At 71.2% G+C, this 14,638-nt stretch carries 12 protein-coding genes; 11 read left to right on the top strand and 1 reads right to left on the bottom strand.

Features of this window, described 5'->3' with window-relative positions; genetic code table 11:
• Window positions 1-253: 253 nt before the first annotated feature.
• The 10 genes from ACFCLZ_RS04985 (at window position 254) to ACFCLZ_RS04940 (ending at window position 12,399) form a co-directional block, all read left to right on the top strand.
• Window positions 254-733: a hypothetical protein gene (locus tag ACFCLZ_RS04985; RefSeq protein WP_380283439.1), complete on the top strand. Its 480-nt coding sequence runs from the start codon at window positions 254-256 to the stop codon at window positions 731-733.
• 962 nt (window positions 734-1,695) lie between these two features.
• The gene (locus ACFCLZ_RS04980; RefSeq protein WP_380283438.1) at window positions 1,696-2,718 is read left to right on the top strand and encodes a LacI family DNA-binding transcriptional regulator; all 1,023 of its coding nucleotides are present in this window, start codon (window positions 1,696-1,698) and stop codon (window positions 2,716-2,718) included.
• 5 nt (window positions 2,719-2,723) lie between these two features.
• Window positions 2,724-4,319 (top strand): FAD-dependent oxidoreductase, encoded by a 1,596-nt coding sequence (locus ACFCLZ_RS04975; RefSeq protein WP_380286081.1) that lies wholly within the window; start codon window positions 2,724-2,726, stop codon window positions 4,317-4,319.
• Between the two features lie 27 nt (window positions 4,320-4,346).
• Window positions 4,347-5,630: an ABC transporter substrate-binding protein gene (locus ACFCLZ_RS04970; protein ID WP_380283437.1), complete on the top strand. Its 1,284-nt coding sequence runs from the start codon at window positions 4,347-4,349 to the stop codon at window positions 5,628-5,630.
• A gap of 2 nt (window positions 5,631-5,632) precedes the next feature.
• Window positions 5,633-6,595 (top strand): carbohydrate ABC transporter permease, encoded by a 963-nt coding sequence (locus ACFCLZ_RS04965; protein WP_380283436.1) that lies wholly within the window; start codon window positions 5,633-5,635, stop codon window positions 6,593-6,595.
• Window positions 6,585-7,424 (top strand): carbohydrate ABC transporter permease, encoded by an 840-nt coding sequence (locus tag ACFCLZ_RS04960; protein ID WP_380283434.1) that lies wholly within the window; start codon window positions 6,585-6,587, stop codon window positions 7,422-7,424. The genes ACFCLZ_RS04965 and ACFCLZ_RS04960 overlap by 11 nt, the downstream gene beginning before the upstream one ends.
• A complete protein-coding gene (locus ACFCLZ_RS04955) occupies window positions 7,421-8,458 on the top strand; it encodes an ROK family protein (protein ID WP_380283433.1) in 1,038 nt (345 codons plus the stop codon). The genes ACFCLZ_RS04960 and ACFCLZ_RS04955 overlap by 4 nt, the downstream gene beginning before the upstream one ends.
• Window positions 8,455-9,153, top strand: coding sequence for an N-acetylmannosamine-6-phosphate 2-epimerase (locus tag ACFCLZ_RS04950; RefSeq protein WP_380283432.1), 699 nt, complete (start codon window positions 8,455-8,457; stop codon window positions 9,151-9,153). The genes ACFCLZ_RS04955 and ACFCLZ_RS04950 overlap by 4 nt, the downstream gene beginning before the upstream one ends.
• Window positions 9,153-10,796: a DUF4127 family protein gene (locus ACFCLZ_RS04945; protein WP_380283431.1), complete on the top strand. Its 1,644-nt coding sequence runs from the start codon at window positions 9,153-9,155 to the stop codon at window positions 10,794-10,796. The genes ACFCLZ_RS04950 and ACFCLZ_RS04945 overlap by 1 nt, the downstream gene beginning before the upstream one ends.
• Before the next feature lie 19 nt (window positions 10,797-10,815).
• Window positions 10,816-12,399, top strand: a complete 1,584-nt coding sequence (locus ACFCLZ_RS04940; protein ID WP_380283430.1) for a beta-N-acetylhexosaminidase — start codon at window positions 10,816-10,818, stop codon at window positions 12,397-12,399.
• 281 nt (window positions 12,400-12,680) lie between these two features.
• On the opposite strand, the gene ACFCLZ_RS04935 is transcribed toward ACFCLZ_RS04940, so the two are convergent.
• Entirely contained in the window at window positions 12,681-13,487 is an 807-nt protein-coding gene (locus ACFCLZ_RS04935) for an exodeoxyribonuclease III (protein ID WP_380283429.1), read from the bottom strand.
• Window positions 13,488-13,762: 275 nt separating this feature from the next.
• Here ACFCLZ_RS04935 and ACFCLZ_RS04930 point away from each other — a divergent pair, with 275 nt between their 5' ends.
• Window positions 13,763-14,536 (top strand): GntR family transcriptional regulator, encoded by a 774-nt coding sequence (locus ACFCLZ_RS04930; RefSeq protein WP_380283428.1) that lies wholly within the window; start codon window positions 13,763-13,765, stop codon window positions 14,534-14,536.
• The last annotated feature ends 102 nt before the right edge of the window (window positions 14,537-14,638 follow it).

The raw sequence follows: 14,638 nt of genomic DNA, 5'->3' as shown, positions 1-14,638 counted from the left end.
AGACACGGGTGGGCCATCCTGGTGCGGTGTCGGCGCCCGGAACCCGTCCTTCGCCCCCCGGGCACCGCGGGCGGTGGTGCCGGACGGATCGGTCGGCCCTCGCGCCGGAGCACCGCCGCGTCACAGCACTGCGTACGACCCCTTCGTCCGGGCCGGTTCCACGGGCCCGGCGCCGCACCTCCCGCCTCCTGCCGAGGCGCGGCAGGGGGCGGGAGGTCGAGTCGGAGGCACACCCTTCTCACCGGAGACGAAGATGAAGCCACGCACCGCAGCCGTCGCCGTCGCCACCCTGGCCGTGGCCGGCCTCGCCCTCTCGGCGCCCACGGCGGGCGCCGGCGGAACCAAGCTGTCGCAGTCGGCGGCCGCCGGCCAGTTCAGCGGCGCCGGCATCACGTGGAGCTCCAGTGGGGGCTGCACCACCAGGTCCAACTCCACCTGCACCTCGTTCGAGCAGATCAACTCGGACACCGTGAGCGCCATCATCACCCTCAAGCGGGCCAGTGGCTGCGCCATCAACATCACGGGCGGGACCGAGGTGGGCCACGCCTCCGGCACCTACAGCCACTACAACGGCTACAAGGTCGACATCTCCCGCAACTCCTGCATCGACGGCTACATCCAGAACAGCTTCACCTACATCGGCCTCCGGGGAGACGGCTACCCGCAGTGGAAGGCCGCCTCGGGCAACCTGTACTGCAACGAGGGCAGCCACTGGGACATCCTCGTCTACTGACACCGGCCGCGGCTGAACACCCGTCACCGGTCCGGCTCCTGGGGCCTCGCGGGGCCGGGCCCCCTCGTCACCGACCACGGCGCCACGATCGCCCCGCCCCTGCCGGGGCGGGGCGATTCGCGCTGTCCGGCCGGGATCCGCGGCCGCCGGCCCGGGACGCCCGGACCCGTACGACGCCGTCCGACACCTCCGCCCGCCGCGCCGTCAGCCGCCCCGCTCGGCGGAGCGGACCGTCTCCTCGGCCCCGCACGCGCGGGGCCGTCCCGAGCTGGTCGCTCGTCCGCTCGGCGAGGGACCCGTCGGCTTGGCGGTGACGCCGGGATTTCCAGAAAACAGGTCGATTCTCTATCGCCCCGCCGAGCTGGCGTCATGGGATGAGCCCAGGGCCCAGAGATCTGCTGGTTCATCAACTATAAGACCTTGAAGGTTAGTTGAGGTCGAAGTCGAACTCGGCGGTGACGGGTGCGTGGTCGCTCCAGCGCTCTGCATGGGAGGCTGCGCGTTCGACATGGGCCTTGACGGCGGTGTCCGCGAGAAGCCGGGACGCGCCCGCGCTCCAGGACTGGGGCGAAGGCAGGACGGTTCGTCATCCGTGTGCTCAGGACAGCCGACCCGCCTCGATCTCGGAGTCGCTCGGCACTGCGTCGATGAGGGCCGGTGAACCGGCGGCCTCGGTGGCTGACAGTCGGTAGTCGGTGCATGGGCTCAGGAGAGGTTGCCGGAGCCCGGGTGTCGCCCCGCCGGACAGCGAATGAACGGACGCTTGCCGCCTCGGGAACGCAGGGATAGGCAAATCGGTTGTTGTTCCGATATATCGGCCACCTGCCCTGAATTTTCAAGATCCCTGCAAAAACCCATCAGGACCGTTGACACCGCGTAACGGCCCGAGTAGCGTCACTGATCACCGAGCTGATAATACGTATTATCAGCGATGGCTTCAGCAGCCTCCGGAGGAGTTCCCCGTGTCAAGGATCACGCAGCGTGACATCGCTCGCCTCGCCGGCGTAAGCCAGGCGGTGGTCTCGCTCGTGCTGAACAAGAGGACCGACGCGACGACCCGCATCGCTCCCGAGACCAGGCAGCGCGTCCTCGACGTGATCAAGGAGACCGGGTACGCGGCCGACCCCGTGGCCCGCCGAATGGTGCGTCAGCACAACCAGATCATCGGCGTATTCACCTACGAATCGGTGTTCCCGAGCACCAGCGCCGACTTCTACTACCCGTTCCTGCGTGGCATCGAGGAGTGTGCCGAGCAGCTCAGGTGCGACCTGCTGCTGTTCACCAGCGCTCCGGTCATCGACGGTCGGCGCAAGGTGTTCCACGAGAACAACCGGCTGCGGATCGCCGACGGCTGCATCCTGCTCGGCCGGGACATCCCGGACGACGAACTGGCCCGGCTGAATCGCGAGAGCTACCCGTTCGTGGCCGTCGGCCGACGCGACGACGCGGGTGGCCCGGTGCCCTGCGTGGGGGCGGACTACGCCGCCGCCACCCAGAAGCTGGTCGAGCGGGCCCGGGAGCTTGGGCACCGGGAGTTCGCCTACGTCGGGGCGGGGGAGGGAGCGGAGTCCGCCGACGACCGGATGAACGGGTTCCGCGCCGGCACCCTGGGCGGCGGCCGGCACGAGCGGACGGCGGGCCGATCCCCGGGGGAGACCCTGGACGCGCTGCTTGCCGCCGGGGTGACCGTCGCCGTGGTCGAGGGCTACGCCGACGGGGTCGCGCTGATCCGGGCGGCCCGGGAACGCGGCGTCGACGTGCCCGGTGACCTGTCGGTCGTGGTGACCGGCGTACCGGCCGAGTCGGCGGACACCGACATCGCGAGCACCGGCTTTCGCATTCCGCGCCGGGAGATGGGCTGGCAGTCGGTGGAACTCCTCGCCGCCCTACTGGAAGACGGGCCGACCACCACGCTTCAGCGGCTTCTGCCGTGCCACTTCGTCGAGGGGCAGACCCTCGGCGAACCGAGAAAGGACCGTTCTTGACTGAGATACGCAGTGACGTGCTGGTGGTCGGCGGAGGGCTGGGCGGCGTCGCCGCGGCGCTCGCCGCCGCCCGCGCCGGCCGGACCGTGGTGCTGACCGAGGAGTTCGACTGGATCGGAGGGCAGCTCACCAGCCAGGCGGTCCCGCCGGACGAGCACTCCTGGGTGGAGCAGTTCGGCGTCACGGCCAGCTACCGGGCCCTGCGCGACGGCATTCGCGACTACTACCGCCGCCACTACCCGCTCACCGAACGGGCCAGGGCCCGCCTCGAACTGAACCCCGGCGGCGGCTGGGTGAGCAAGCTCTGCCACGAACCGCGGGTCGCGGTGGCGGTCATCTCGGCGATGCTCGCGCCCTACCGTGCCAGCGGGCGGCTCACCGTCCTCCAGCCGTACCGGCCGACCGCCGCCGACACCGACGGCGACCGGGTGACCGCGGTGACCCTGACCCACCGCGACACCGGCGAGAAGGTCCACGCCACCGCCTCCTACGTGCTGGACGCCACCGAGACCGGTGACCTGCTGCCGCTCACCGGCACCGAGTACGTCACCGGCTTCGAGTCCGCCGCCGACACCGGCGAGCCGAGCGCCCCGCAGGTCGCCCAGCCGCTGAACATGCAGGCCGTATCGGTGTGCTTCGCCATGGACCACGTCGACGGCGACCACACCATCGACAAGCCCGCGGACTACGACTTCTGGCGGTCCTACCAGCCCGAGGTGTGGGGCGGACCGCTGCTGTCCTGGCAGTACCCGCACCCCAGGACGCTGGAGCGCGTCGGGCACGACTTCAGCCCCAACCCCGACGACGACCCGCTGGCGGTCAACGCCGACCAGCGCGTCAATCCCGGCAACGCCAACCTGTGGACGTTCCGCCGGATCGCCGCCCGGGGCACCTTCACCGACGGCGCGTACCCCAGCGACATCACCCTGGTCAACTGGCCGATGATCGACTACCTCGAAGGCCCGGTCCTCGACGTCCCCGACGCCGCCGACCACCTGCGCCGGGCCAGGGAGCTGAGCTTCGCCTTCCTGTACTGGATGCAGACCGAGGCGCCCCGCCCGGACGGCGGCACCGGATTCCCGGGGCTGCGGCTGCGCGGCGACATCACCGGCGGCACCGACGGCCTGGCCCAGGCCCCGTACATCCGCGAGGCGCGCCGGATCAAGGCCGACTACACCGTCGTCGAGCAGGACCTCTCGCTCGCCGTCCGCGGGGAGCGGGGCGCCGTGCGCTACCCGGACTCCGTCGGCCTGGGCATGTACCGGATCGACCTGCACCCCTCGACGGGCGGCGACAACTACATCGACGTCGGCTGCAGCCCGTTCGAGATCCCGCTGGGCGCGCTTATCCCGCAGAGGATCGAGAACCTCCTGCCCGCCGGCAAGAACATCGGCACCACCCACATCACCAACGGCGCCTACCGGGTCCACCCGGTCGAGTGGAACATCGGGGAGGCCGCCGGCGCGCTCGCCGCCTTCTGCCTCGCTCACGGCACCCGCCCCCGTGCGGTCCGGGAGACCCCCGAGCTGCTCTCGGCCTTCCAGGACCAGCTCACCGCGGCCGGCGTCGAACTGCGCTGGCCCGAGATCACGGGCTACTAGGCCCCAAGCACCACCGAGGAGAACACCATGTCGATTCGAAGAGGGCTGGCCACGGTCGCCGCCGCGATGTCCGCCACGCTGGTCCTGGCCGCGTGCGGTGGAGAGGGCTCGGAGGGCGAGAAGGGTCCGGTGAGCCTGCGGATGACGGTCTGGACCTCCAACAAGCCGCACCTGACGCTCTTCAACGAGATCGCCGCCGAGTACATGGCGGCCCACCCCGAGGTCAAGGACATCAAGTTCGACCCGCTGCCGTTCGAGAGCTACAGCACGGCGCTCACCACCCAGATGACCGGCGGCAACGCCCCCGACCTCGCGTGGGTCTTCGAGACGGACGCGGCCGACTTCGTCGGCTCCGGGGCCCTGGTGCCGCTCGACGACACCCTGAAGCAGACCAGCGGCTACCAGTACGACGACCTGATCCCGAGCACCACCAAGCTCTGGAAGCGCGACGACAAGCTGTACGCGTACCCGTTCTCCACCTCGCCGTTCGGTGTCTTCGTCAACCACGACCTGCTGAAGAAGGCCGGCCAGCAGACCCCGGACGAGCTCATCAAGGCGGGCAAGTGGGACTGGTCGACCGTGCTCGCCGAGGGCGCCGAGGTGCACCGCTCCACCGGCAAGGCCGGCGTGGTGATCCGTGACTTCGAGTACAAGGAATGGGGCAACGCGGCCACCTTCTGGGGCGGCTGGAAGGCCGAGCCCTGGAGTGCCGACGGCAAGACCTGCACCTTCGACAGCCAGCCGATGGTCGACGCGATGACCGCCCTGCACAAGGGGATCTTCGAGGACAAGGCGATGCCGGGCCCCGGCGAGTCCGCCGACTTCTTCACCGGCGACGCGGCGATGACCATCACCCAGATCAGCCGGGCTTCGCTGCTGGACGGCGCCAAGTTCGAGTGGGACCTGGTGCCGCTGCCGGCCGGACCGGGCGGCGACTACTCGGTGATCGGCCAGGCCGGCATCGGCGTGGTCAAGCGGGGCGGCCACACCAAGGAGGCCAAGGACTTCCTCGCCTACTTCACCAACCCGCAGAACTCCGCCAAGCTCGCCGCCTACTTCCCGCCGCCCCGGGAATCCCAGCTCACCGCGGAGAACCTGGCCAAGACCAACCCGCTACTGAAGAACGACCAGCTCGAAAGCGTGGTCGTCAACGGCGTCAAGAAGGGTGTGGTCAAGCCGGGCCACACCGGCCAGGCCGAACTCGCCCAGCGGGTCCGCGCCGGACTGGACCCGCTGTGGACGCCGAACGCCGACGTCAAGGGCGTTCTCGGCGACCTGTGCAAGAACATCTCCCCGCTGCTGGGGAAGTGACCATGTCCGTCTCCCCGCGAACAGCGGTGGCAGACCCGCCCAAGAGCGGGTCCGCCACCGCGGGGCAGCCGCCGCGACGTCCGTTCTGGACCCGGCGCCGACGTGACCAGCTCGCCGGCCTCGCGTTCATCTCGCCCCAACTCCTCGGCAGCGCCGTCTTCGTGCTGCTGCCCATCGCCCTGGTCTTCCGGTACAGCCTGCATGAGTGGAACGTGCTGGCCGGCGACTTCAACTACACGGGCGGCGACAACTACACCCAGCTGCTGGACGACGCCAACCTGCCCGAGGTACTGAAGTCCACGGCCCTGTTCTCGGTCGGCCTGGTGGTGCTCAACCTCTCCCTGGCCCTCCTGCTCGCCGTCCTGCTCAACCAGAAGCTGCGCGGAATGACGGTGTTCCGCACGCTGTTCTTCTCTCCCGTCGTGGTGTCGCTGGTCGCCTGGACCATCGTGTGGGGCTTCCTGCTCCAGAACAACGGCGGCATCAACGGCCTGTTGCACACCGTCGGCATCGACGGACCCAACTGGCTGCGCGGCGAGGGCACCGCCATGCTCTCGGTCATCGTCGTGCAGGTGTTCAAGAACGTCGGTCTGAACATGGTGCTGTTCCTGGCCGCCCTCCAGGGCGTGCCCAAGGAGCTGTACGAGGCGGCCCGGGTCGACGGGGCCGGCGCGTGGATCCGGTTCCGGTCCATCACCCTGCCGCTGATCAGCCCGACGATCCTGCTGACGTCGGTGATCACCATCGTGGGTTCGCTCCAGGTGTTCGCGCAGATCGCGGTGCTCACCCAGGGCGGCCCGAAGCTGTCCACCACCGTGCTCGTCTACTACCTCTACCAGCAGGCCTTCCAGTTCCATCACTTCGGCTACGGCGCGACCCTGTCCATCCTGCTGCTGCTGATCGTGCTGGCGCTCACCGTGCTGCAGTGGCAGATGCGCAAGAGGTGGGTCTTCTATGAATCGTAAAATCCCGCTGCGCACCCGAGTCGCCCTGTACGGCCTGCTCTGCGTGCTCGCGATCCCCTTCGTCTTCCCGACCTGGTGGATGGTGACGTCGTCGTTCAAGCCCATCAGCGACATCTTCTCCTACCCGCCGAAGCTCTTCCCGACCAACCCGACGGTCTCGGCCTACCGGGACGTCTTCGACGGGCGCCCGTTCGTCCAGCAGTACGTCAACAGCATCTACATCGCCGTGCTGGTGACGGTGGGGACGATGATCGTGTCCTCGCTCGCCGGGTACGCCTTCGCCCGCATCAGGTTCCGTGGCCAGAACGCGCTGTTCCTGGTGGTGCTGGTGGGCCTGCTCATCCCGAGCGAGGTCACCATCGTCCCGCTCTTCCAGATGTTCAACGACCTCGGCCTGATCAACACCCACTGGCCGCTGATCCTGGTGCCGATCTTCGGCGCGCCGAGCGTCATGGCCACGTTCATCATGCGGCAGTTCTTCATCAGCCTGCCCAATGAACTGGAGGAGGCCGCCCGGATCGACGGCATCGGCTACTTCGGCACGTTCTGGCGGATCGCCCTGCCGCTGGCCAGGCCGGCGCTCGGCGCCGTCGGGATCTTCACCTTCCTGCAGAGCTGGAACCTCTACCTGGAACCGGTGGTGTACCTCTCCTCGCCGGAGAAGTTCACCCTGCCGCAGGCGCTCACCCAGTACGTGGACTCCTACGGCGGGGCCATGTGGAACGTCCAGCTCGCCGCGGCGTCGCTGACCGCGGTCCCGGTGCTGATCGTGTTCGTCATCGCCCAGAAGCAGTTCATCGAGGGCCTCGCCCATACGGGGCTGAAGTGAACGCCACACTCGGCATCGACATCGGCGGCACCAAGACGCTGGCCGCCCTCGTCGGACCAGACGGCGCCGTGCTCGACCAGGCGCGAGCCGACACCCCGGCCGCGCAGGGCCCGGACGCGGTGCTGCGGACCGCCGCCGACCTGGCCCGGCGCCTCGGCGGCGCCGGTCCGGTCGGCGTCGGCGCCGCGGGTCTCATCGACCCGGCCACCGGCGTCGTCCGGTACGCCACCGACTCCCTGCCCGGCTGGACCGGGACGCCGGTGGCCGATGCGCTGGCCCAGCGCATCGGCCGGCCCGTCGTGGTGGACAACGACGTCAACGCCGCCGCCCTCGGCGAGAGCTGGGCCGGGGCCGCCCGCGGTCAGGCACATGTGCTGCTGGTCGCGGTCGGCACCGGCCTCGGCGGCGGCCTGGTCCGCGGCGGCGCCGTCGACCACGGGGCGCGCGGCGGCGCCGGAGAGACGGCTCACCTTCCGGCGCCGGACGCCGACGAGCTGACCTGCGGCTGCGGGCGCACCGGGCACCTGGAGGGCGTGGCCTCCGGCACCGGTCTCGCCCGCGCCTATCGGCTGCGCACCGGGGCGGACGTCACCGGCCGCGAGGTCGCCGCCCGCTGCGCCGCCGGCGACCCGGCCGCCGTGGAGGTCCTCGCCACCGCCGGCCACGCCCTCGGCCGGGCCCTCGCGGGTTTGGTGGCGCTGCTCGATCCGCAGACGGTGGTGGTGGCCGGAGGCGCCGGCAGAGCGCTGCTGCCGTACGCCCGGAGCGCGTATGCCGCCGAGCGGCTGCCGGTCCACGCCGACGTGTCGCTGGTCCCGGCCGCGCTCGGTGACGCGGCGGTCGCCGTCGGCGCGGCCCGGGCGGCGATGATCCGGCGAGCCATGTGCCTGCCGTCCGGTCCGGGGCCGTCCGGTCCGGGCCCTGCCGGTCCTGGGCAGGTCGATCCCGGGTCTGTCGATCCCGGTCCGGCCGAACCCGGCGGCCGGCCACGGTCGGTCACCTTCCCGCGCACCACCGAAACGGAGCCCCAGTGAACGTTCTCGACACCCTCCGCGGCGGCCTGGTGGTCTCCTGCCAGCCGCTGCCGGACGAACCCGCCGACCCGATGCGCGACGCATCCGTGCAGGCAAGGGTCGCCGCCGCCGCGGTCCTCGGCGGCGCGGCCGGCATCCGCGCCAACGCCCCCGAGGACATCGCCGCCGTGCGGGCGGCGGTGGACGTGCCGGTCATCGGCCTGTGGAAGGACGGCCCCGGGCCGGTCGTGATCACGCCGACCGGCAGGCACGCCCGAGCCGTCGCGCAGGCCGGGGCGCACCTGGTCGCCATCGACGCCACCGACCGTTCGCGGCCCGAGCCGTTCGCGGCCGTCGTCGCCGCCGCGCACGCCGCCGGCGTCCTCGTCCTGGCGGACGTTTCCACCGAGGCGGAGGGACAGGCCGCGGCCGACGCGGGCGCCGACGCCGTCGCCACCACGCTCTCCGGCTACACCTCGCACACCCCGAAGACCCCGGGGCCCGACCTCGGCCTGCTGGAACGTCTGGTCACGCGGCTGTCCGTTCCGGTGATCGCCGAAGGCCGCTACCGCACAGCGGACGACCTGCGACGCGCCTACGCCGCCGGGGCACACGCCGTGGTGGTGGGCAACGCCATCACCTCACCCCTGTACCTGACCAGGGAGCTGGCCCGGTCAGTTCCCGCTCACACCGACGCGAACGGAGTGCACCCCTGATGAGAAGACGCACGGTCCTTACCGCCGGAGCCGCCGTCCTGGCCGCCCCGCTGCTGGGCCTCACCGCGCAGGCGGCCGGCGCGGCCCCACGTCCGAGCCGCCGGATCGCCCTCGTCCCGCTCGACGACCGGCCCGTCAACGTCTACTGCCCGACCATGACCGCCGCCGTCGCCGGCGTCGACCTCGCACTGCCGCCGCGCAGGACCCTCGGCCGCTTCTTCCAGCCCGGGGACGGCGCGGCCGTCGCCCGCTGGCTGGGCTCGGTCGGCGCGGACGAGTACGTGATCTCGGTGAGCATGCTCGCCTACGGCGGCCTGATCGCCTCCCGCACGGGCACGCCCACTCTTGAGTCGGCGCGGGCCAACATCGCGGCGATCCGGGCACTGCGGGCGGCCCGGCCGAGCGCGCAGATCGTGGTCCACGACACCATCCAGCGCCTCGCGTTGACCCCCGGCAACCCCGACCTCGAACAGTACGTGGCCGCGCTGGTCGAGTGGGCCAAGCTGTACGACCAGGTGGAGAACCTCGGCCGGGAAGAGCTGCGGCCCCGGCTCACGGCAGTGCGGGCCACCATCCCGGACGCGGTGGTCGACGACTACCTGAAGGCGCGGGCCCGCAACCACGAGGTCAACCGGCAGATGGTCGAGTGGGTCGCGGACGGCACCATCAGTCATCTGGTGCTCTCCGAGGACGACACCGCCCCGGTGGGCCTGGCCCGGGCCGAACGCGTCGAGCTCGAGAAGCTGGTCGAGCGGTTGGGGGTCGGCCTGCGGGTCGAGGTCTTCCCCGGCGCGGACGAGGTCGATGCGCTGCTGGTCGCCCGGCTGATCGCCGCGGGCACCTCGCCCACCTACCGGGTGGAGTACGCCGGGATCTCCGGCGAGCAGTGGACGGCGGAACTCGAGGGCATCCCGTTCGCGGAGAACATCCGCCGGCACGTGAAGTCCGTCGGTGGCACCGTCGTCGACGGCCGCGCCGACCTGGTGCTCATGGTCAACACCCCTTCGGCGGACAAGGACCAGCGGGCGGCCGACCTCGCCGCGTTCGCCCGCCGGGTCGCCGGGCTGACGGCGGCCGGGGAGTCGGTCGTCGTGGTGGACCCGATCTTCGTCAACCGCGCCGACCACGACCTGGTGGCCGAGCTGGAACAGCGCGTCGACCTGGCCGCGCTGCTGTCGTACTCCGGCTGGAACACCGGCGGCAACGCCCTCGGTCTGGCCCTGGCCCATGGCACCGCTCGCTGGGCCTTCCTGAAGCGCTCGACCAGCGGACTGGGGGTACCGGCGCTGACCGGGCCGGGCCGGGCGCACGCGGAGTACCTGCTCTACCGGTTCGTCAAGGACGACCACTGGAAGAACGTCATCCAGAAGGCCGCCTACGCGGAGGCCAGGTCCAAGGGGTGGAACCCGTTGAACCTGACGGCCGAGCAGAAGGCCGTCTTCGACGGCTGGGTCCAAGACCGCCTCGCCCCGGTGACCCGCCAGTACTTCACCGACCACTTCGCCGGCCGCCACCTCGTCCTCGGCTACCGCGGTGCGACCACCCGCACCGCCGAGCTCGCCGCCGTCAGTGACATCCATGTCGAACTGCCTTGGGACCGCCTCTTCGAGGTGACGCTCGAACCCCACCTCACCCTGGCCTGAGCGGAGAGGAGTACGAACGATGCAGCACAGCCCCCGCCGCCGCAGTATCCTCATCGCCGGCGCCGTCGGTCTCGCCGGTGCCGCCCACCTCACCTCCCCCGCCGTCGCGGCTCCCGGCCGCACCGCGCCCGTCACGCCGCCCGCGCCCGCGCTCATCCCCAAGCCCCGCTCGCTGAAGATGACCGGCGGCCGTCCGTTCGAGATCACCGCCGACACCGCCGTCGTGGTGCGCCACCCCGCCCCTGAGGCCCGCCGAACGGCCGAGTACCTCGCCACCTGGCTGCGCCGGGCCACGGGCCATGCCGTCCCGGTGGTGACCTCCGGCGCCACCCCGCAGGCCATCACCCTGGCCGTCGACAACGAGACCCCTTCCGCCGAGGGCTACCGCCTCGACGTCACCCACGGCGGCGTCCACCTACGCGCCGCCGAGCCGGCCGGTCTCTTCCACGCGACGCAGACGCTGCGCCAGTTGCTTCCCGCCGCGGCGGAGTCCGGCACCCCGCACGCCGGTCCGTGGACCATCTCCCCCCTGCACATCGACGACGCCCCGCGGTTCCCCTGGCGCGGGTCCATGCTCGACGTGGCCCGGCACTTCTTCACCGCCGACGAGGTGAAGAGCTACATCGACATCCTCGCTCTCTACAAGATCAACCGCCTCCACCTGCACCTCAGCGACAGCCAGGGCTGGCGCCTGGAGATCAAGAGCTGGCCCCGCCTGGCCACCTACGGCGGCTCCACCGAGGTCGGAGGCGGCCCCGGCGGCTACTTCACCCAGCGCGAGTACGCCGACATCGTCCGCCACGCCGCGGAACGCCACATCATGGTGATCCCCGAGATCGACATGCCCGCCCATGTCAACGCGGCCCAGGCCAGTTACGCCGAACTCACCTGCGACGGTGTGGCACCGCCGCTCTACACGGGCGAGAAAGGCATCCCCAACTCGCTGTGCACCGACAAGGACATCACCTACCGGTTCATCGATGATGTCCTCGGCGAACTCGCCGACCTCACCCCCGGTCCCTACCTGCACATCGGCGGCGACGAGGCGCTGGCGACCAAACCCGAGGACTACCGCTTCTTCATCAGCCGCGCCCAGCAGACCGTGCACCGCCTCGGCAAGCGGATGGTCGGCTGGGAGGAGGTCGGCCTCGCCGACATCGCCCCCGGCACCGTCGTCCAGTTCTGGGCCAACGCCGCAAAGGCCCAGGGTGCGCTGGCCCAGGGCGCCAAGCTCGTCCTCTCGCCCAGCAAGAAGGCGTACTTCGACATGAAGTACGACGCCAACACGCCGATCGGGCACGACTGGGCCGGCTACACCGACGTCCAGGACGGCTACACCTGGGACCCGGTCACCTACATCCCCGGCGTCACCGAGAGCCAGGTGCACGGCGCCGAGGCCGCGCTGTGGACGGAGCGGGTGGCGACGTTCGAGGAGGTGCAGTACATGACGCTGCCGCGGCTCCCCGGCGTCGCGGAGATCGGGTGGTCGCCGGTCGACGGGCGGGGATGGGAGGAATACCGGGTACGGCTTGCCACGCACGCGCCGCGATGGTCCGGGCTCGGGTGGCGGTACCACCGATCGGTGGAGGTGCCGTGGGGGTGACCCGGTGATCGCTGCTGGACATGCCTGCCGGGCATCGCCGCGGCCACCGACCTGAGCCCTCCAGGCCTGGACGCCGCAAGGTCCCGTCGCTCCGGACGTCCTCCGGAGCGACGGGACCGCGCCCTGCGCGCGGGCGGGCGGCCGTACGGGCAAGAAGGGTGACTGCCCGCGGATCGCTGCTGCGTGGGCCGCCCGGCTCTCCGGGAGACCGGTGAACCGGTTGGCGTGGTCAGCCTGGGGTCAACGGCCTGGTGGGGCCCTCAACTGCGTAAGTCTGGCCGTCAGTCAAGGCTGACGTCGAACTTGACGGTGACCGGGGCGTGGTCGGACCAGCGCTCGGCGTGCGTCTCGGCGCGCTCGACGCGGGCGTCGGTGGCGCGCGCGGCGAGGGTGGGGGTGGCGACCTGGAGGTCGATGCGCCAGCCGGAGTCGTTGTCGAAGGCGCGGCCGCGGTAGGACCACCAGGAGTAGGGGCCGGTGCGGTCGGGGTGGAGGCGGCGGACGACGTCGATGTAGCCGGCCTCGTCGTAGACGCGGGAGAGCCAGGCGCGTTCCTCGGGGAGGAAGCCGGCGGACTTCTGGTTGGCCTTCCAGTTCTTGAGGTCCTCGGGGCGGTGGGCGATGTTCCAGTCGCCGCAGACCACGACCTCGCGGCCGTCGGCGGCGGCGCGGGTGCGGAGCTTGTGGAGGTGGACGAGGAACTCCGCCATGAAGCGTTCCTTCTCGTCCTGGCGTTCGGTGCCGACCTCGCCGGAGGGAAGGTAGAGGCTGGCCACGGTCAGGCCCGGCAGGTCGATTTCTGCATACCTGCCCGAATTGTCGAATTCCGCCGACTCGAAGCCGATGGTCGTGCGGCTCGGCTCGGTCCGGGAGAGGATCGCGACGCCGGCCCGGCCCTTGGCGGCGGCCGGGGCCCACACCGCGTGCCAGCCCTCCAGGTCGCGCAGTTCGACGGGGAGCTGCTCGGGCTCGGAGCGCACCTCCTGGAGGCAGACCACGTCCGCCTCGGTGGCGGCCAGCCACTCGATGAATCCCTTCTTGGCCGCCGCCCGGATTCCGTTCACGTTCACACTCGTCACCACGATCACTCGGGCAGCCTACCCACTGCCGCAGGTGGGGCCGCGCCGCGACGCGTCCGCTTGCGGAGCTGACGTGAACGCACCATGAAAACCTGGGGCAGTCCCGTTGCGCCGCGCCATTGGTCTTGACCATCTCCCGATCCAGCCCCTAGGGTCACTTACTGCAAGGACCTTTAATAAAGAAGGACGGAAAAAGCCCGCTCTCCCACCTGCCGCAACAGCGGGCAGCGGGCCGGGATCCGCCCTCTTTCGGCAGGGCGGACGACACCAGGGTGGAGGACACGGTGGGAACGACAGGACAGCTCACGGCGGTACCGGAACCGAAGTACTGGCACCTGCGCACGGTGCTGCTCCGCGCCATCGACACGGAGTTCTCCATCGGCCAGATCCTGCCGAACGAGCGCGAACTCGCCGCCCGCTTCGGGGTCGCCCGGGCCACCCTGCGGCAGGCGCTCGACCAGCTGGAGCTGGAGGGCCGCCTGGTCCGCCGGCGCGGCATCGGCACCCTCATCGCCGCCCCCCGGGTCGGCGTCCCGGTGAACCGGCAGGAGGAGGGCTGGCCCGGCGCCGCCCGCAGCCAGGCCTGGCGCACCGTGGACTGCACCACCGCCCCGGCCGCCCGGCGGCTGGCCGAGGCGCTCGGGGTCGCCGAGGGCGCCCCCGTGCACACCGTCCGCCGGGTGCGCCTCGTGCAGGGCCGGGCGGTGGCCACCGAGTCGCTGCACGTGCCCGCCGCCGCGCTGCCGCACCTGCCCGGCTTCCGTGCCGAGAGCGACCGCGCCCGCTCGGTGCTGCGCCAGCTGGAGCGCCTGGAGGTCGACGGCGAGTCCCGCTCGGTCGAGCTGGGCGTCGCCGAGGCCGAGCAGGCCGCCCTGCTGGAGCGCCCGCCCGGCTCGCCGGTGCTGGTGATGACCACGCAGTACGCCGCGGCCGGCCGGCTCGTCGCGCTCGCCGTCTCCACCTACCGCGCGGACACCTGCAAGCTGACCTTCGGTGAGACCGGCCTCGTCGAGGTCACCCCCGTCGGTGCCACCCCCGTGGGTGCCGCCGCCTCCTGAACCACTCCCGAAAACCCTCAGGCCCAGGCCCGAGCGCCCCACCAGGCGCCCGGGCCTGGGCCGTTTCGGTGCGGCCCCGTCCATCCCGTCCACCCCGGGGCC

Origin of the sequence: Kitasatospora purpeofusca (genome assembly GCF_042691725.1) — a bacterium.
In the GTDB taxonomy this organism is placed as follows: domain Bacteria; phylum Actinomycetota; class Actinomycetes; order Streptomycetales; family Streptomycetaceae; genus Kitasatospora; species Kitasatospora purpeofusca_B.
This window is presented reverse-complemented; position numbering and strand designations above follow the sequence as displayed.